The organism is Phytohabitans sp. LZ39 (assembly GCF_059359075.1).
This window is the reverse complement of record NZ_JCADBM010000019.1, coordinates 169,332-187,910: the sequence shown is the minus strand read 5'-3', so window position 1 is coordinate 187,910 and position 18,579 is coordinate 169,332. Positions and strand designations below refer to the sequence as shown.

At 68.2% G+C, this 18,579-nt stretch carries 19 protein-coding genes; 14 read left to right on the top strand and 5 right to left on the bottom strand.

The features are described from left to right. Positions 1–65: 65 nt before the first annotated feature. Positions 66–2,630, bottom strand: coding sequence for a DNRLRE domain-containing protein (locus tag AC5L36_RS31750; RefSeq protein WP_441222448.1), 2,565 nt, complete (start codon positions 2,628–2,630; stop codon positions 66–68). A gap of 1,351 nt (positions 2,631–3,981) precedes the next feature. Between AC5L36_RS31750 and AC5L36_RS31745 the strand changes: the two genes are divergently transcribed. Further along, a complete protein-coding gene (locus AC5L36_RS31745; protein ID WP_494909455.1) occupies positions 3,982–4,119 on the top strand; it encodes a hypothetical protein in 138 nt (45 codons plus the stop codon). A 372-nt stretch (positions 4,120–4,491) separates the two neighbouring features. Here AC5L36_RS31745 and AC5L36_RS31740 read toward each other — a convergent pair whose 3' ends face one another. From AC5L36_RS31740 to AC5L36_RS31730, 3 genes are all read right to left on the bottom strand, one after another. Beyond that, complete coding sequence (locus tag AC5L36_RS31740) at positions 4,492–5,004, bottom strand: diacylglycerol/lipid kinase family protein (protein ID WP_441222447.1); 513 nt, start codon at positions 5,002–5,004, stop codon at positions 4,492–4,494. A gap of 271 nt (positions 5,005–5,275) precedes the next feature. Then, a complete protein-coding gene (locus tag AC5L36_RS31735) occupies positions 5,276–5,938 on the bottom strand; it encodes an Asp23/Gls24 family envelope stress response protein (protein WP_441222446.1) in 663 nt (220 codons plus the stop codon). 6 nt (positions 5,939–5,944) lie between these two features. After that, positions 5,945–6,484 (bottom strand): RNA polymerase sigma factor, encoded by a 540-nt coding sequence (locus AC5L36_RS31730; RefSeq protein WP_441222445.1) that lies wholly within the window; start codon positions 6,482–6,484, stop codon positions 5,945–5,947. A gap of 242 nt (positions 6,485–6,726) precedes the next feature. Here AC5L36_RS31730 and AC5L36_RS31725 point away from each other — a divergent pair, with 242 nt between their 5' ends. The 8 genes from AC5L36_RS31725 (at position 6,727) to AC5L36_RS31690 (ending at position 12,903) form a co-directional block, all read left to right on the top strand. Next, positions 6,727–7,206, top strand: a complete 480-nt coding sequence (locus AC5L36_RS31725; protein WP_441222444.1) for an Asp23/Gls24 family envelope stress response protein — start codon at positions 6,727–6,729, stop codon at positions 7,204–7,206. Between the two features lie 8 nt (positions 7,207–7,214). Continuing rightward, positions 7,215–7,685: a hypothetical protein gene (locus AC5L36_RS31720; RefSeq protein ID WP_441222443.1), complete on the top strand. Its 471-nt coding sequence runs from the start codon at positions 7,215–7,217 to the stop codon at positions 7,683–7,685. Between the two features lie 368 nt (positions 7,686–8,053). Beyond that, complete coding sequence (locus AC5L36_RS31715) at positions 8,054–8,485, top strand: Asp23/Gls24 family envelope stress response protein (protein WP_441222442.1); 432 nt, start codon at positions 8,054–8,056, stop codon at positions 8,483–8,485. A 16-nt stretch (positions 8,486–8,501) separates the two neighbouring features. Beyond that, entirely contained in the window at positions 8,502–9,038 is a 537-nt protein-coding gene (locus AC5L36_RS31710; protein ID WP_441222441.1) for a DUF6286 domain-containing protein, read from the top strand. Beyond that, positions 9,038–9,613 carry a hypothetical protein gene (locus AC5L36_RS31705; RefSeq protein WP_441222440.1) on the top strand — a complete coding sequence of 192 codons (576 nt, stop codon included), beginning with the start codon at positions 9,038–9,040 and terminating at the stop codon, positions 9,611–9,613. The genes AC5L36_RS31710 and AC5L36_RS31705 overlap by 1 nt, the downstream gene beginning before the upstream one ends. A 29-nt stretch (positions 9,614–9,642) precedes the next feature. Next, a complete protein-coding gene (gene tal / locus AC5L36_RS31700; RefSeq protein WP_441222439.1) occupies positions 9,643–10,746 on the top strand; it encodes a transaldolase in 1,104 nt (367 codons plus the stop codon). 11 nt (positions 10,747–10,757) lie between these two features. Further along, positions 10,758–11,978, top strand: a complete 1,221-nt coding sequence (locus AC5L36_RS31695; RefSeq protein ID WP_441222438.1) for a low temperature requirement protein A — start codon at positions 10,758–10,760, stop codon at positions 11,976–11,978. A gap of 511 nt (positions 11,979–12,489) precedes the next feature. Then, positions 12,490–12,903 carry a tyrosine-type recombinase/integrase gene (locus AC5L36_RS31690; RefSeq protein WP_441222437.1) on the top strand — a complete coding sequence of 138 codons (414 nt, stop codon included), beginning with the start codon at positions 12,490–12,492 and terminating at the stop codon, positions 12,901–12,903. 228 nt (positions 12,904–13,131) lie between these two features. Here the strand turns inward: AC5L36_RS31690 and AC5L36_RS31685 are convergent, their stop codons facing one another. Next, positions 13,132–14,019: an ABC transporter permease gene (locus AC5L36_RS31685; protein WP_441222436.1), complete on the bottom strand. Its 888-nt coding sequence runs from the start codon at positions 14,017–14,019 to the stop codon at positions 13,132–13,134. 293 nt (positions 14,020–14,312) lie between these two features. Between AC5L36_RS31685 and AC5L36_RS31680 the strand changes: the two genes are divergently transcribed. The 5 genes from AC5L36_RS31680 to AC5L36_RS31660 all read left to right on the top strand — a co-directional run bounded on the left by AC5L36_RS31680 (position 14,313) and on the right by AC5L36_RS31660 (position 18,204). Beyond that, positions 14,313–14,906 (top strand): PadR family transcriptional regulator, encoded by a 594-nt coding sequence (locus AC5L36_RS31680; RefSeq protein WP_441222435.1) that lies wholly within the window; start codon positions 14,313–14,315, stop codon positions 14,904–14,906. Between the two features lie 103 nt (positions 14,907–15,009). After that, a complete protein-coding gene (locus AC5L36_RS31675) occupies positions 15,010–15,975 on the top strand; it encodes an ATP-binding cassette domain-containing protein (protein WP_441222434.1) in 966 nt (321 codons plus the stop codon). Continuing rightward, entirely contained in the window at positions 15,972–16,817 is an 846-nt protein-coding gene (locus AC5L36_RS31670; RefSeq protein ID WP_441222433.1) for an ABC transporter permease, read from the top strand. The genes AC5L36_RS31675 and AC5L36_RS31670 overlap by 4 nt, the downstream gene beginning before the upstream one ends. 103 nt (positions 16,818–16,920) lie before the next feature. Beyond that, positions 16,921–17,343, top strand: coding sequence for a DoxX family protein (locus AC5L36_RS31665; protein WP_441222432.1), 423 nt, complete (start codon positions 16,921–16,923; stop codon positions 17,341–17,343). Positions 17,344–17,370: 27 nt separating this feature from the next. After that, positions 17,371–18,204 carry an alpha/beta fold hydrolase gene (locus tag AC5L36_RS31660; protein WP_441222431.1) on the top strand — a complete coding sequence of 278 codons (834 nt, stop codon included), beginning with the start codon at positions 17,371–17,373 and terminating at the stop codon, positions 18,202–18,204. Positions 18,205–18,579 lie beyond the last annotated feature (375 nt).

Genomic DNA, 18,579 nt, shown 5'->3' with positions numbered 1-18,579 from the left:
ACAGCGCCCACGGCGCCTCCCCATCTCGCGAACCGCACCAACCTGCTACCGGCTGTAAAGCCCTGCTACTGAGCAGCGAACTGCTGGATCTCGGTGTCATCCCACACCTGCTGGGCCGCGTACACGTGGTCGACGTCGCCGATCCACAGGTCGCCTGCCCCGGCCAGATGCATCGCCCGGCCGATCGTGAACGGGCCCGTGGCCGCCCACGTCCCGGTCACGGCCGCTTCGGCGTACGCGCCGGACACGGCCGGTATGCCGTTCACGTACATCTTGACCTTGCTGCCGATCGGGTCGTAGACGCCGACCAGGCTCACCCAGTCGCCAGATACGACGTAGTCCGTCGTGCAGGCAGCGTCCGAGCTCGCCCCGGAGGAGTCGGTTTGCTTGAGGGTGAAACACCAGGCCGGATCCGCGACGCTGTCGCCGTCGAGGTCACGATCGTCGCGGAACCCGAGCCGGAACCGGGACGTGTCAGTCCCGTCCTGCCCCACCGCGGTACGCCAGCTCGTCGGATCCGTCAGCCGCACCCACGCCGCCACCGTGAAGCCACCGGTATGGGTGGTGTTCAACACCGGCGACGCGGTCTGCAACGCACCCGTACCGGCCAACGTGACCGCGGAATCGCCCACGAATCCAGACTCGGCCCACGTCACGCCCGTCCCAGACACGGTCGCGGGTCGGGTGTTCGGCACGGATACCGCGGTGGTCCCCGCGCCTTCGTCCAGCGCCCAATGCCACACGTCGGTGTTCGGCGTAACCAGGAACTGGTAGACCTTCGGGTCTGAAGTGAACCCGGCGGTGTTGCGGGACTGCACCGACAGCACGTTCAGCCCATCCTTCGGCGGCGTGATCGACGCGTCCGTCGACGTGCCGACCAGCTCCCGCAGCGACAGGTGGTCCCAGTACACCGACTTCCCGGATCCGGTTGGTGAACCGTTGTACAGGCGCACGAACGCCTCGGTCGCATTGCTCGGGATGGTGACCGCGACCGAAACGAAGTTCCAGGCCTCCGTCGCGGTCGCCTTGCCCGACGGGACCTCGATGTGCGCCGAGCCCGAGTTGTAGAACGCGACGATCCGCTGCCCACGTGTCGTTCCGTAGGTGCCACCCGGGTTGAGGCCGGTCGCGGCCGGAACCCAAACCCAGCCGGTGATCAGGTACTTCTTGCCCGCCTGCATGCCCAGCCGCAGGCCACCGTAGTCGCCGCCCATCGTCGCGTACGTGTCGCCCTGCGGGCCATAGGTGTTGCCCGCCGTCGTCGCCACGGTCACCTTCAGGGCGCCGTTGCCACCGTGACCCAGGTTCGGGCTACGCCAGATCGTCGCGTTGGAGCTACCCGTGAACCCGGTCTCATCGGTACCCACCTGCTGCTGGTTCGCCGTCAGCTTTTCCGTCTGCGGTGCACCGGCGGGCACCGTGATGGGGTTCGCGTCGTTGAGGCTGTAGATGTACTCCTGCACGTCCGCGGCACCGTTCGGCCCAAACGTGAACGCACCCGCCTGCCCCGGAGCCCCGTTCCAGGTTCCCGTCTGCTTCTCCGGATACGCGGTGCTCGTCACCGCCGGCAGGGATGGATCCTGCGTATTGACGGTGAAGGTGAACCAGCCGGAGAAGCCACCACACGTGTGGCTGTCACAGGCGCGCACCTTCCAGTGATATGTGCCGTCCGCCAATGTCGGTGTCACCCGCCACGGTCGCGAGGTGCCCGATGCCACGCCCGTCACCGCCGTGCCGGACGCCGCCTTCCGCGTCGTCTTGGCGTTGTCCCACACCTCGTACTCGGCCCGCAGCGTTCCACCGTCCGGGTCCGATACCACCGCCGCTACCTGCGGTGCACCCGACCGGACCACCGCCGGCGACGCGCACGCGGAGTAGCAGGAGTTGATGGCCAGGCCGGTCGGCAACCGCGGCGTGCGGTTGTAGACCAGCTGCACATACGGCGAATGGGCGCCCTCGGAGGAGTCGAACTTCTTCCACCCGTTGTGGTTCGTCTCGCTCGTCGCCCGGATACCCACCGTCGCGGTGCTGCCGCTGTTGTTGAACACGTACTGGAAGACATCCTTCACCGACGAGGACACCCACCCGTCGCCGCAGCTGGAGCTGTAACCCTTCGTACCCGTCGACGTGCCAGCACGGGCAGCCCACGACGGCTGACTCCCCCACCGCGTACTACTGCTCACCGACGTGGTACGCCAGGTCTCCCACTGCGTGGCGGTGCACGACCAGGAGTGGAAGTTCCACAGGAACAGCTCCGCTGACAGCACAGTCGCGTCGGCGTAGCCGGCGAGGCCGCCGAACGCCAGGAACGAGCGGGCCGTGCAACCAGAGCCGCAACCCTCGTCCGCGTCGTCGCTGTAACCCAGCCGCAACTGCGTATCACCGGACTTGTCAGTGTTGACGATGGTGTCCTGCACATACGCGTCGAACGCCGGCTCCAGGTTTATCGACGGGTCGATCGTCACCGGATACACCACCCGCGGATCGGCCAAGAACCCCGCATCCGGTGTCACCACAAGCTCCGTGCTGTCCCCAGCGCCGGTCGTGGACAGATCCACCTCCGCCCGGCGCACCGGCTCCCCCAACGGCGAGCGCCGCGCGTCCCACATCTCCGCCGGCGGCACGTCCACCACCGCACCAGACCCAGACCGAAGCTCCAGACCACCAGCCGGGCGAGGCGCCACCACCAACTCGCCCGTATCCCATGGCATCGCCACCGAGGCCACCTGAGCTGACGCCTGCCGATCCTTAACGACCAGGAAATACTCAAAGCCAATCCGCCGTGCCTCCACGACCAGGTCCACACCCGGCTTGACATCGACGTAGGTGGCCTTGCGACCATCCAACACCGGCTCCGGCAGCGCCCCCGACCAGCCCAGCTCCGTACGCTTACTCCCCCGACCCAAGCCCACCAAGGCGTCCTCACCCGCGGCACGGGCCCCAGACAACCACAGCCCACGCGGATGCGCCCTCGGCGCCACACTCCCATCCGGCTGCCGCTGCAACGTCAGGTCCACATCGACCCACGAGCCCGATTCGCTACGCATCCGCACCGGCGCCATATGCCTCGTCGTCTCGAACGACCCATCCGGACGCGCGACCGTCTGCGACGTCTCCGACATCAGGCTGGTCACGACCACCGGCCGCCGTTTGCGGTACGCCAGCAATGCCGCCGACGCCTCATCGAACGCCGCCAGCGTCTCCGTCGGCTGCGTGGCCGACGACCCACTCGGCGACACCGGCTCGGCACTCGCGGGACTGTCCACAGTCACCAGCACGGTGCCCACGAGCAAAGCGACAACGACCGGAACGGCGCGACGCCGCCACGAACGACCGAACGACGGTGTGCACCACGACATGCCGTCGAGAAGACGCCGCCTGGCAGCCCGCCGAAGCGGACGAAGGCCACGGCGTGTCCGGCCCGCGGTACCCAAGTCTGTCGAACGGCCAGCCACGACGGTGCCTCCCCGTGCCACACTGAGCAAAGTGATCGACACAGTGCGCCACGCAAAGGATTGATGTCAACGCCTATCCCAAGAGTTTCCTCAAAGATTCGACAAGCCCGGGACACATATCGACACTAGGCGGAAACGATCGAACAACAGGCACCAGAGGTATGAATCGATGTTCGCAAGATCAGATTGGTCATGTGGCTCGATCGCGAGCAATACGGACGCAGGCCACGAACCATGCTTCAAGGGATCGACCGTGCAATCGTCGCTGGGCCCCGGCGAACGACGCGCCAGTGGAAAATACTCGCCTGCGACGTACTCGCCAGGGCTACCTGGGACGAGGATTCGCCATCTCAGCAACCTGGCCAAATTGCCCGCCACGAATCTCCTGCGGAGACCGTTCAAAGGCATATCTACACGCCATATCGCACCGCCCAATCACCCGATGTCCCCACCGTAAACGGCGACCGGACAGCGCCGACCATCCTTCCAATTCCGTATCGCGGTGTTGACGTCGACGGTCCCTGGTATGGCTCAGGCACGAACCTCAGCACGCCAGCCCAGCGCTCATCCGATCCACGTACGGCACCTCATCGGCACCATCGGCCAGCGGGCAGCCGAAGCCACCGCCGCGTTCGTACCACGCAAGACCACGCACCTCGGCTGAAGGCTTCCACACCGCTCGGAGGTTCGCCCAGGCCGGCCCTCCAATCGTGTTCTCGGCGCTGCCGCCCACCACGCGGTTGTGCGAGTGGTGGGTCTTGAAGAAGAACGGCTCGCCGACCGCGAGGACACCGAAACCACGGCCACCGCCGGGGCGCCAGAAGTCGACCTCATGGAGCGCTGCCGGTCGGCCAGGAACCGGTACCAGTCGCCCTCCGTGACGCCCACGTACACTTCACGAACGGCAGTCTGCACGACCCGGCGCCCAGTGCCAGTACCCTCCTATGCGTCCACCACGGACTGTTCGACGAGGCCAACGACGGCCGTATCAACGTCACTGGATAGGGACCGTTCGAGTGCGAAGGTCAGACCCTACCTACCTGGTACCGAACTGTTCGAGGATGTCGGAGACGTCCGGGACGAGGACGGGCTTGGCGATGTAGTAGGTGCTGGTGATTCCCTCACTGGCGTGGCCGAGCTGGGCCGCGGCGCTCTTGGTGTCGGCCGCCTGGGCGACTTGTAGGCCAGCGGTCAGGTCGTCGGACAGGCCGAGGTTGGCGGCGAGCAGGTTGCCGGTACCGGCGGGCAGGACAGCCAGGGCTGTGTCGGTGTCCACGAGCGCGGAGACTGCTGACAGGATCGTGCCGTCGCCGTCGCCGCCGCAGACGAAGACGAAGACGATCTCAGCGCCCGCTTTGATGGCTTGCCCAGTCTGTTCGCGGCCGGGGGATGACGGCGTCGTGTGGTACCAACGCGGGGTGGGCCATCCCGCGCTGGTCAGCGCTGCGTCGACGTGCGAACGGAAGTCATCGAGGTCGTCGACCTTCGAGGGATTGACCACGACGGCCGACCGGACCGGCCGGCGGACGCTGTGTTTGGTGACATCCATCAGCTTGGCAATACCTTCTCGTGGTCCTTCACGCTCGGGGTGAGGTGAGGAGGAAGTGGCGCCCGCGCGAGTCGGCGTACCGGAACGGATGCGTCGAGGCGCGGAAGGGGGATGCTCGGCACGTTGACGTGCCTGCTCGCGGTTGGCATCAAGGGGGCCGCCGCGATAGGCGTCGGCTACGGAGGAAAGGCCTAGTGGCGATTACCCTTCAACCCGGTAGACAAACTGGATCAGCCAGGACGGTGCAGTGGGAGCTCGGCGTGTGCCGTCGTCAGCAAGCTGCGTTGGGGGGCGGGGCTAGGACGTCGTCGACGGTGATGTTGACGGTGACATGCCGCAGCTCGAGGGCGCCGCGCAGGTCGGCGATGACGCGCTGTTGGACCTGGCGGGCGACGTCGTCGATCGACTGTCCGTGGGTGACGGTGAGGGCGAGGTCGACGACTGCGGTGTGGCCCATGACACCGGCGGCGGCGTGTGGGGGGCGATGCTGGCGGGTGTCGGTTTCAGCGGCGCGGGCCGTGGCGGTGCTGCGTCCGAAGGCGATGCGGACCCCGGGGACCTGTAGGGCGGCTTGGCGTGCGGTGACCGCGATGACTCTGGCGGCCACCTTGATGGCACCGGCTTCGGCCTGGTGCAGGGTGTACCACATGTCGTGGGTGAGTCGGTCGATGTGACGGATGACGGCGGCGAGCATGCTGGTTGGGGTGGTGACCGGCTGCTCGGCCAGTTGCCGGACGGGTGCCCACACATCAGCGAGTTCGATGAGTGCCGCCTGGCAGTGCGGGCAGTGGCTCTGGTGCTTGTCGCGCTCGGTGGCACGGCCTTCGGCTACCTGTTCGAGGAGGGTGTCGATGTCGATCCCGCAGGGCACCTGCCGTTGCGCGAGGTCCAGCCGGCCGTCGGGCGGTGTGGGTTGCGGTGCTCCGGCGGTCATCGATGCTCACCTCCAATCCCGCAGCAGTGAGGCTAGTGTGCGCCGTGCGCGGTGAAGATGGCTACGGACGGCCGGGACGCTGGTGCCGGTCACCTCGGCGATGTCGGCGTAGCTGAGCTCCTCGAACTGGTACAGGACCAGGGCGACGCGTTGCGGACCCGGCAGGGTGGTGATGGCCCGGGCGACCGCGTCCGCGGCGGCGCTGCGTTCGACGTGCTCGGGGGGTCCGCCGCTGCGCGCGGCCGGTTCCGGCTGCGCGTCGAGCGGGTACGTGATCCTGGTGCGGTTGATGCGGTTGAGACTTCGGGTGGTCACGATCCGGTAGAGCCAGGTGGAGAACGTCGCGTCGCTGCGGAAGGTCGGCAGCGCCCGCCAGGCGGCGATGAGAGCTTCCTGTGTGACGTCCTCCGCGTCGTGGTGGTTGCCCAGCATCCGCAGCGCTACCCGGTAGGCGCGCGCGGCGTGGCGGGCGACGAGTTGTTCGTAGGCGTCCAGGTAGCCGTCTCGCGCCCGGCGAACGAGGTAGGCGTCGTCGACGGTGTCCACGTTGCCCCCCTTCGTGGGCTCGGCTCTCCTCACCGCTGTCAGCCGCGCGCTCATATCGCCGGCGGAGCGTCGGTGAGGGATCGGCGGGGCCTACGGGTTCCCCGAATGGACGGGTTGAGACCGCGAACTCGAAAGAATCTTGGACATTTGTGCGATGTACGGGCTGGGCCGGTGTCTAACTCGGTGACGAAGGGCAAGCGATGACCGCGTTGGCTGTCATCCCCAGCGAAGGAGTCCACCTGATGACCCAGACCGCTGTGAACAGCGACGAAAAGGCGGTGTCCGGTGACCGCCGGGGCGTGGAGTCGACGCCGGGCCGGCTGGACCGGCTGAACACCGAGGAAGGCAGGATCAGCGTCGCGGAGGGCGTCGTGCAGAAGATCGCCGGCGTGGCCTGCCGGGAGGTGGCCGGCGTGCACGCGATGGGCACCAGCGGCACCCGGGCGTTCAACGCGCTTCGGGAACGGATCCCCGGCAGCGCCGGCCCCAACGTGGCGCAGGGCGTCGGCGTCGAGGTCGGCGAGAGCGAGGCCGCCGTCGACCTCCAGATCGTCGTGGAGTACGGCGTGAGCATCGCCGATGTGGGTCGGTCCATCCAGCGCAACGTCAAGCAGTCCATCGAGCGGATGACCGGCCTGAGCGTGGTGGAGGTCAACGTCAGCGTCGATGACGTGCACCTGCCCGGGACCGACGAAGACCAGTCCGAGTCGCGGGTGTCGTGAACCCCGCGATGCCCGTGATGGCGGTGAGCGACGCGCTCGTCGACGGTGTCGATGTCGACGCCGTGGCCACGGCGGTACGCGGCTGCCCCGGGGTGCTGGACCTGCACGGAGGTCCCCCGCAGTTGATCGCCACCTACCTGCCAGGTCGCCGTGTCGAGGGGGTACGGATCGACCAGTGGGCCGTCGCGGTGCAGGTGCGGGCGCGGTGGGGTACACCCGTGTCCGACCTGTCGGCGCAGATCCGGGCCGCGCTCAGGCCCCTGGCCGCTGGCAGGCGGATCGACATCGTATGGGCTGACGTGGCGGATCCGCCGCCATCGCCACCCGCGCCAGCAACCACCCCTGGTGCCAGGTCGGCGCCGGAGAGGCGGGGTTCGTGGACCGAGCCGAACACCTACACCGGACGCGACGACGACAGTTCATCCGAACCCACCATCCCGACCGTGGCGGCGACCCGGCCGCCTTCATCGCCGGCCTAGCGAACCTGGACCGGGTCGAGCGGGGCGAACGTGACGCCGACCGCGTGCGGGTGGTGATTGTCGCCCGCCTTCCGATCCTGGTGCGGATCTGGCGGGCTCTGCGCCATCGACACGGTCGACCACGGGTGCGCTGAGGCCGGACCGCTGATCGACATTGATAACTTCCCGGCATTGTGAATGTGAGCTGACATGATCCGAAAAGTCTCTGGTACCGCGGTCGGTTTGGCACTTGGCTTTGCCCTGGCCTTCGGCAGCTTCGGTCAAATGCTGATCGTGGCGGTGTTCGGCGCGATCGGTTTCGGCGTAGCCAAGGTCTTCGCCGGTGACGTCGACCTGGCGCCGTACCTGTCCGGCCGGCGAGGCGAGCGGTGACGAGCGCCCTGGTCACCCACGACTCCGGGGCCTCAGCGGCAGCCACCGACGAGCCGTCGGGAACGATCACCATCAGCGACGCGGTGGTCGCGAAGCTGGCCTCGCGGGCCGTGCTCGAGGTGCCCGACGCCGGTGGTGCCGTGCGGCGGGTGCTCGGCCGGGCGGTACCCGGTGCGGGGCATCTGGGCATCCGCGAGACCAGCCTGGCCACGGCGCCGAAGGCGTCCGCCGACGTGGACGGCTCCGTCGCCCACGTCGAGGTCACCATCAGCGTGCGGTGGCCAGTGTCCATCCGGCAGGTCACCGAGCAACTCCGTGACCACCTGCGCGAGCGGCTGCACGCGCTGACCGGACTGACCGTCGCCGAGGTGCGTATCACCGTGAACGACCTGGTCACCAACGTCGCGCCGACCGGCCGGGTGCGGTAGCCGAGGAGACACTGGCATGAGAAACGTCAACCGCCTGATGGCCTTCGTACTGAGCCTGGCCGTGATCGTGGCCGGCGTGACGGTTGTTGTGGAGGTGATCGCCGAACGTGCCGGGTCCGGGCCCGCCCTGCTGGACTGGCCCGCCCCTTATCGGTGGGCGCAGCGCACCACCTGGGGTTCCGCACCGGTACGGATCATCAGTGGCCTGTTGGCCCTCGGCGGTCTGGCGCTGCTGCTGGCGCAGCTGGCTCCGCGCCGCCCCGACCGGCTGGCCGTGCACAGCGACGGCACCGCCACCGACGCGGCCGTCAGCCGCCGCGGGCTGGCCCGAGCCGTCCGCAGCGCCGTCACCGGCGTCGACGGGATCGCCGACGCCCGGGTCAAGGTGCGCCGCCGCCGGATCCAGGTCCTTGCCCGGACGTCGCTGAGAGAGCCGTCCCAGATCGCCGCGGTACGCGAGAGCACGACGCTGGCCGCCCGGCAACGCGTGGACTCCCTCACGCTCGAGAAGCCGCCCGCGCTTTCCGTGCGGGTGTCGCCGAAGGAGCGCTGATGCACGCCGACCGCACCAACCGTGTCCTGCTGGCACTGCTCGGGCTGCTGCTGCTCGCCGGCGGCGCCACCGGTCTGCTCGCCGGGGCCGGGGCCATCGGTGACGACCTCGACCGCCGTCACCTGCTGGACAACCCCGTCGGCAGGTTCGTCGGGGACAACAGCGCCTGGTTCTGGCCTGTAACGGCGCTCGCCGCCGCCATCCTCGCCCTGCTGGCGCTGCGCTGGCTCATCGGCGTGCTCAGCGCCGCCCCCCGCGCCGCGGACATCGTCATCCCCGGAGACCGCTCCGCGGGACCCACCACCCTGCGCGCGGGCGCGCTGAGCGACGCGCTAACGACCGAGCTGGAGACCTACCGTGGTGTACACGCCGCCCGGGTCCGGGTGTCCGGCACGCCCACCGACCCGAGCCTCGACGTCACCGTCCGCACGACCGAAGACGCCGACCTGGCGCGGCTGCGTCATCGCATCGAGGCCGAAGCACTCACCCATGCTCGACAGGCCCTCGACAACCCGCGGCTAATGGCCCGCCTCGACCTCGCCGCGACCGACCACCGATCCAGCCGGGTCAACTGACAACGGCACCGGCGCTGAAAGGGATCCTCATGTCCACACCGCTGAACGCGCTGGCCGAACACGGCCAGAGCGCCTGGGTTGACCACCTGTCCCGACGTTTCGTCCGCGACGGTGACCTCGCCGCCCTCATCGGTCGCGGTGTGGTCGGGGTGACGTCGAACCCCACCATCTTCCAGGCGGCGATCGCCGAGGGCGACGCCTACGACCAGCAGCTGCGCGAGGTCCTCGCGGTCGAGACCGACCCGAAGGAGGTGTTCCTGGCCCTCGCCCGCGATGACATTCGCGGGGCCTGCGATCTCCTCCGAGAGGTGTTCCACCGAGGCGACTCCTCCCGCGACGGCTGGGTCTCGCTCGAGGTCGACCCGAACCTGGCCCACGACACCGCCGGCACCGTGGCCGAGGCCGCCCGGCTGCACCACATGATCGACCGGGAAAACCTGTTCGTGAAGATCCCCGCGACCGAGGCCGGCATCCCTGCGATCGAGGAGGCTGTCGCCCGCGGCATCCCGGTCAACGTGACGCTGCTGTTCTCCCTTCGGCGCCACCATGCCGCGGCGTACGCATACCTCAGAGGGCTGCGACGGCTGCACGCCGACGGCGGAGACCTGCGCACGGTCGCCTCCGTCGCCTCTTTCTTCGTCTCGCGGGTAGACACCGAGGCCGACCGGCGCCTCGACGAGGTCGGCGGACCCGAGGAGCTCAAAGGCACCCTCGCCATAGCCAACGCGAAGCTGGCTTACCAGACGTACCGCGAGGTGTTCACCGGGCCAGACTGGTCCGAGCTCGAAGCCGCCGGCGCGTCACCACAGCGGTGCCTGTGGGCTTCGACCTCGACGAAGAACCCGGCCTACCGCGACGTCAGATACGTCGAGGAACTCATCGGCCCGAACACGGTCACCACCATGCCCCGGGCCACCTTCGAGGCCTTCGCCGACCACGGCCAGGTGACCGACACCCTCGAACGCGACATCGATGGCGCGCAACGCACACTGGACCGCTTCGCGCGGGCGGGCATCGACTACGACGATCTGGTCGCCGCGCTCGAACGCCAAGGTGTGGCGGCGTTCGCCGGATCGTTCCAGGAGCTTTTCGACGGCGTCGCGGCAAAGCGCGACGAACTCATCACGGCATAGGCGGCCGACCGGTGGTCGCCCCGCAGACTCGGTCGGCTGACCGGGAGCCGTCCGGCGGCGCCCGGGCCGCACCGTTGATCCGCCCACCTCAGCTGCGCACCAGCGAGGACCGCACCGCCTCCCGGCTGGAGCTGTTCTTCGACCTCGCGTACGTGCTCGTGTTTGCCGAACTGGCCACGACGTTCGCCAAGGATCTCAGCTGGCACGGTGCCGCCGTCTTCGCTGGCTTGTTCGCCGTTACCTGGTGGTCATGGGTGACGACGACGCTGTACGCAAACCGTTTCGACACCAACGATGTCATCTACCGCTTGGCCAAGCTGGGCGGAACCGCCGCGGTGATGGGCATGGCGGCCAGCGGTCCGGAGGCCGTGGGTGAGAGGGCGACGACGTTCGCGATCTGCTACCTCGCGACCAGGGTTCTGCTGCTCGCCCTGTACGCACGGGCCTACCGGCACGTGACCGAGGCCCGTGCCACGGTACGCATCTACCTGGCAGGAATCGGTGCGAGCGCTGCGTTGTGGGCAGCGTCGCTGGCGGTTCCGGGCAATCTCCGGTTCGTCATATGGGCGGCCGGAATTCTCGTAGAGGCGTCGGCACCAGTGATGGCGACCCGGTTCGGTGGCGGCGTGCCGCTGCACCTGGAACACCTTCCCGAACGGTTCGGCCTGCTCGTCATCCTCGTCCTCGGCGAGTCGGTGGCGTCCGTCGTCCTCGGCGTCCATGACACGAAGTGGGACCTGCGAGCGGCTCTGCTGGCCGCGGTCAGCTTCGTCGCGGTCGCCGCGCTGTGGTGGAACTACTTCGATCTCGGCGGAGCGGCCGGGAAGCAGGCACTCGTGGCAGACGGCGAAGACCAGGAGAGCGGCGTGGCCGACGCCTACATCTACGGTCATCTTCCACTGACGTTGGGTCTGGCCGCGGTGGCTGTCGGCATCGAGCAGTTCATCCTGCACCCGACCAACGGGGTGCCCACGGCTGGCCGGTGGGCGCTGCACGGTGGGGTGGTGCTGTTCCTCGCCGGTACGGCAGCGGTCATCGTCGGAACCTCAAGACGGTGGCGTTCGGCCTGGCCGTGGCCCATTGCCGCAGTGCCCGCCGTCGTACTGGTCGGCCTCGCGGGCGGGCTGCCGCCTCTCGCCAGCATCGGCTTCGTCGGCGCGGTGCTGGTGGCCACCGTCCTCGCCGGGATCCAGGCCCAGCGACACGGGAAGCTCGAAACCACCGAGACCTGACGTTGAGGAGGGCGCCCGTTGAAGATCGCACTCTTAATCCGCGGGTTCGGGGTTCGAGTCCCTGGCGGCGCACCTTCCGTGACCTGGGCGTATAGCCGGTTGGCTATACGCCCAGGGTCTGTGTGAGGCACGTGTGAGTCACGCCGGTGACTCACGCTCCGTGACCTCCGCGACCGTGCTGGCCTGGCCTTGGTGGCGCGGGCGCAGCGGATCACGGAGGGTGACCGCCGGGGTCTCGGACCTCGGGCCTGTGGGTTGCGAGTTCGCTTCTCTGTTGGAGGAGAGGAACGTTGGCAACAACAGGACATGAGAGTGGCGGTCGTGTGTTCAAGCGGTGCGGGTGCCGCAGCCCGAAAAGCGGCCGGCAGATCGGGGCGCGGTGCCCGCTGTTGGCTGAGGCTGGGCATGGTCGGTGGTATTTCGCGGTGCAGGTTGACGGTGTGGATGGCCGTCGGGCGCGGCTGCGTCGGGGTGGGTTCGGCAGCCGGGCGGAGGCGGAGCGGGCCTGCGGGTGCTCGCGCTGGACGAGGCCAGTGTGGAGATCTTGTGGGAGTTGTGGCGGGCGCAGAAGGCCCAACTGGGCCGGGCACCGGATCCACGGGGTCGGGTGTTCCTGCACGCGAACGGGCGGCCGGTGCGCCCGGATTGGTTGACCCGCCGCTTCGCCGCCCTGGTCAGGGAGTTGGGGTTGCCGCCGGTGCGGTTGCATGACCTGCGGCATGGGGCGGCGAGCCTGGCTGGCGCGGCGGGAACGCCGTTGAAGGTGATCCAGCACGACATGGGCCACGGCAGCTGCGTGACCACGGCGGACACCTACTGGACTGTCTTCCGACAGGCGGCCCAGGCAGCCGTGACCGCCACCGCGCAGTTGCTGCTGTCGCATGCCCGTATTCGGCTGAGCCTGGACGGTGCCGCACAGGCCTGAGACCGAACCCGCGCGACGCGGCCGTGGCGCCGCCAAACCTCGTCCCCACCGTTCCCGCAGGGCTGCGGCAACGTGATCCTTGCAGGGCAATCAGCCGGCTGGAGGTCTCGAAGGTCGCAACTTTCGCCGCCACCCTGAGGCCGGGCTGCGCCTTGTCGACGTCCGCGGCCATCGGTCACGTACGAGGTTGGGCTGGGTGATGGCCGGGCCCCGCATGTGGGCGGTGACCTATGACCGGTACGGGATGGCCCGGGGTGCTGCCCAATGGGATCGGTGACGACGGCGGAGCCACCCTGGCCCTGGTACTACTGGCCAGCCTTCTCCGTTACCGCAGCACCTGGGCGCATCCGTCGAGCACCGGCGCGGGACGAGGTCGTCAGAGGTGAGGGCTTCGCGGACGGTGATGCGGGAGGCGCGGGTGGCGGCGGTTTCGGTGGCGAGGATGGCGCCGAGGATGGCGAGCGCGGTCCAGATGCCGACGGCTAGCGGTGAGATGCGGTAGGGCAGGGGTGCGTTGCCGAACAGGTTGCCGAGTCCGTCGCCGAGGATGGCGGTCAAGGCCAGCGTCGGGAGGATGGCGACGGCGCAGCTGGTGAGGGCGAGGAGTACACCTTCGGTGGTGACGATGCGGCGTACGGCTTTGGGTGGTGCGCCGATGGCGTGCATGATGCCGAATTCGCGGGTGCGGTCGAGGATGTTGGCGCTCATGGTGGAGGCGAGGCCGATGCCGCCGATGCTGCCGAGGGGGAGGGCGATGCCGAGTAGCACGAGCAGGACGGGGCCCATGTGGCCGGCGGAGGCGGCGTCGGTGCGGCTGACCGAGGATGCGTTTTCGACGTCGAGGCCGGCGGCCGTGAGTGTTCTGTCCACTGTGGTGGCGATGGTGTCTCGGGTTGGTTCGTCGTGCTGGGTGGTGATGAGGCGGATGCGGTTGACCTGTGTGGGTTGGCCGGTGGCGGCGGCGAGGCCATCGGGGGTGGTGTAGACGCCGCCGCCGGTGGTGTCGCCTTCTTCGACGATGCCGGCGATCTGCCAAGTCGCGGGCGCGCCTGAGTGGGACCTGTATGCCGGGCAGTGGCGGCGCCACCTTCGCGCCCGGAATCTGGCTGCCAGCACGGTTCGCGGCTACCTGGTCAGCCTTGCCAGGTTCGCGGCTTGGGCATCGCCGCGTGAGGTCGTCTCACCGTTGCAGGTCGCTCGAGGTTACCTTGAGTCGTTTCTGGCAGACCGACAGACTATGGCTACTCCCGGCGGCCGAGCTGGCTTTGGAGGTCTCCACCAGCACCGTTTGTAGGTCAGTGCTGACACCACCCGGACCAGGAGGGCACCCTACTGTTGGTGGGAGTTGACACCACCCTGGCGGGCGCGCAAGCGGAGCGAGTCCGAGCAGATTGAGCGGAGGTGGGCGCATGTCGGCGACGAAGCTCCTGGTACTCGGTATCGTGCACCTCTCCGGCGGCGCGCATGGCTACCAGGTGCGGTCCGAACTGCAGAGCTGGCGTGCGGAGATTTGGGCCAAGATCAAGCCCGGCTCGATTTATCACGCGCTGAAGAAGGCGGCGGCTGATGGCCTCCTCACCGAACACGCCGAGCCGGGCAACTCCGGGCCGGAGCGCGTTCTGTACCGCGCGACAGCTCGGGGACGTGACGAGATAGTCGAACTGGTCCGCGACGGTCTGCGGCGCACCCACGACCCGGCCATGCTCAACGCGTCCATCGCCATGTTGCCCATGCTGACCAGGACAGATGCCATCGCGCACGTTAACGAGCGGGTCACGCGCCTGGAAGCGGAGCTCGTAGAGCAGGCCAAGTGGCGGGAGCACCCCAATCGGGACACCCCCGAGCACGTCCGCGATCAGGCCGAACTGTGGGCGGGACACGCACGCACCGAACTGGAGTGGGCGAAGAGCCTGAGCAAACGACTGTCTGAGGGCGCCTACACCATGGCCGATGATCCGGGTTCGTGGCGAACGGTCCCCGATCACCTCAAGATGCGCTTCTAACCAAACTTGACTAGACGTTTCCTCCTCGCGTACTCTGGCCAAGTAATCAAACTTGACTAGCTCAACCAATCCGTTCGCAACACCGAGAGAAGGAATCGAACCCATGGGAAAGTTCGCGATCGAGACGAGAGGGTTGAAGAAGAGCTTCGGCACGACCCACGCGGTCGCCGGTGTGGACCTGGCCGTGAGCGCCGGGGGCGTGTACGGCGTGCTCGGTCCGAACGGGGCGGGCAAGACCACCACGATCCGCATGCTGGCCACGCTCCTGCGCCCCGACGCCGGAGAGGCGCAAGTGCTCGGCTACGACGTCGTGCGTGACGCCCAGGCGGTGCGGAGCAGGGTGGGCCTCACCGGGCAGTTCGCGTCGGTCGACGAGGACCTCACCGGGGTGGAGAACCTGTTGCTGCTCGCCAGGCTGCTCGGCTACTCACGCCGCCGAGGCAGGGAGCGGGCGGCCGACCTGCTCGACGCGTTCGGTCTTGCCGAGGCGGCCGACCGGCAGGTGAAGAAGTACTCCGGCGGGATGCGCCGGCGCATCGACATCGCGGCCAGCCTGGTCGTCACCCCCGAACTGATCTTCCTCGACGAGCCGACGACCGGGCTCGACCCGCGCAGCAGGAACCAGGTGTGGGAGATCGTCAGGGGCATGGTCGCCGAGGGCACCACCGTGTTGCTGACCACGCAGTACCTCGACGAGGCCGACCAGCTGGCCGACCGGATAGCGGTGATCGACCACGGGAAGGTGGTCGCCGAGGGCTCGAGCGGCCAGCTCAAGGCATCGGTCGGCGCCGGCTCGCTGCACGTACGGCTACGTGCGCCCGAGCAGCGGGCCGAGGCAGAGCGGGTCCTCGCCGGCGTCCTCGAGGTGCCGGCCGAGCCGTCCGCCGACCCGGCCGCGCTGTCCGCGCGGATCTCCGACCCCGAGCGGGTCGCCCGTTCCCTGGCCGAGCTGTCCCGCAGCGGCATCGACGTCACCGAGTTCGCGCTCGGTCAGCCGAGCCTGGACGAGGTGTTCCTCGCCCTGACCGGACACGCCGCCGAGGAGACACCCGAGGAGGATGCCGCATGAATGCCACGACCGCAGAACCGGCGTCGGCGCCGGTCACCGAGGACGCGCTGCGCAGTGTGCTGTTGGCCGGCGAGCGGCCGTCTCGCCCCGGCCCGGTGCTCACCTCGTTGACATTCGGCTGGCGCGCTTTGCTGAAGATCAAACACGTCCCGGAGCAGCTCGTCGACGTGACCATGTTCCCGATCATGTTCACGCTGATGTTCACCTACCTGTTCGGCGGCGCGCTCGCCGGGTCGACACAGGCGTACCTACAGTTCCTGCTGCCCGGCATCCTGGTGCAGGCGAACGTCATGATCACCATGAACACCGGCATAACGCTGAACACCGACATCCAGAAGGGGGTGTTCGACAGGTTCAGGTCACTTCCGGTGTGGCGACCGTCGCCGCTGGTCGGCGCCCTGCTCGGCGATCTGGTGCGCTACTCGATCGGGTCGGCGATCGTGATCACGCTCGGACTGGTCCTAGGGTTCCGGCCGGAGGGTGGCGCCGTCGGCGTGGTGCTCTCGGTGGCGCTGCTGCTGGTGTTCTCGTTCTGCCTGTCGTGGCTGTGGACGATGCTCAGCCTGATCCTGCGCACGCCGAACTCGGTGGCGGGGGTCAGCATGATGGTGATGTTCCCGCTGACGTTCGTGAGCAACATCTTCGTGGACCCGAAGACGATGCCCGGGTGGATGCAGGCGGTCATCGAGGTCAACCCGATCACCCACCTGGCGACCGTGGTACGCGGCCTGATGGACGGCTCGGTGCCCGCCGGGGAAATCGGCTGGGTGCTCGTCTCGTCCGTACTTCTCGTCGCGGTCTTCGGTCCCATCACCATGGTCCTCTACCGCAACAAGAAGTAGATGCCGCTACCGCGAGCACTTGGTCGAAATCAACTCCGACAACCCGGCCCACTCGGCCAACGCCATCACCGGTACCAGGCCCGGACACGACAAGGAGAGCCGAATGAGCACCATCCCCAAGAACAACTCGGAAACCGTTGCGCACACGCCCGGGCGGGCGAGCAGCATCGGGGTCTGGATTCTGCAAGTCGTGCTGGCGGCGATAATCGCCGGCGGCGGAATCTCGAAGCTCGCCGGCGACCCGGTCATGGTGGACATGTTCGCCGACATCGGGGCTGGCCAGTGGCTCCGGTACCTGGTCGGAGCGCTGGAGGTCGCGGGAGGGGTTGGACTTCTGGTCCCGGCTCTGGCGGGCCTGGCCAGTCTCGGGTTGGCGGCATTGCTGACCGGTGCTGTGATCACCGATCAGTTCGTGCTCGAGCAGAGCCCTTGGCTGCCGCTCGCCTTTCTCGTCGTGGCGGCCGTGATCGCAAGGGCGCGGTGGTCGCGCACCGAGGCCGTCGTCGGCACGCTGCTCAGGCGCTGAGACAAACCTCTCGAACGGAGATGTGAGATGAACGAGATGGCCTTTCGCGTGACATCAAACGATGGCACCACCATCGCCTACGACAGGGAAGGAAGCGGTCCGGCCGTCATCCTGGTGGGCGGCGGACTGGACGACGGAGCCGAGAACGCTCCCTTGGCGCCGGCTCTCGCCGAGCACTTCACGGTTTACAACTATGCCCGTCGGGGACGCGGCGCGAGCGGCTTCACCGAGCCCTACGCCGTGGAGCGGGAGATCGAGGACCTGGATGCGTTGATCGCGGAGGCGGGCGGCTCGGCACACGTGTTCGGGGCGTCCTCAGGCGGCGCGCTGGCGCTGGAAGCCGCCGCGGCCGGGTCAGCCATCGACACGATCGCCGTGTGGGAGGTGCCCTACGCGGTCGGGGACGACATACGCCCGCGATTCGAGGAGTACGTCGCGGACACCCGACGCGCCTTCGACGCCGGGCGAGACGAGGAGGTTCTCGAACTGTTCATGCGCGTGACCGGCGCCTCCGACGACAACATCGCGGCCAGGAAAGCGGCAGGCAAGCAGACGGCGCATTGGGCGCATTCGGTCGCCCTCGCGCCCACGCTGGTCCACGACAGCGTCTTCCTCAACCGCTTCCAATTGCCGGCCGATCGACTGGCAACGGTCACCCAACCGGTCCTGGTCACCACCGGAGGACCGATCACGGTCCCCTATATGGCAGGCCTGCCCTCGGACTTCTTCGACCGCGCAGCCGACGAGCTTGCAGACCTACTACCCCACGCTCAACGGGAGACCCTCGAGGGGCCGGATCACGTCGTCGACCCACAGACCGTCGGCCCGCTGTTGCTACGGTTCTTCAGTAGCGAACACTGAGGGGCCCGCGAGGTGTTGCGGGAAGACCGATTAGGCACCGCGCAAGCAGATCTTCGTCGCGCCAGGGACACGGGGCGGACAGGTGGTGTCGAGGTTGATGTCGTCGGCGGCATCACAGGCCTGATCCTGGGCGTGCTCGTCACCAACGTCTTCGTCACCACGCAAGGCCGGGCCGTCGTACTGACCTGGGCTTCAGTGGGACTCGACCTGGCCTACTCGCTGCTCATCGGCTCCGTCGTCGGTCGTACCCCGCACTCCGGGCCGACTCAGTACTGCCCATCGAAGCCCTGCGCAGCACATGACCAGGCACCTCGGTAGGGCCAGTGATTCCGGGCTGTGGTCGCATGCGGTCACCGTTCCCGGGCGGTGGCCCGG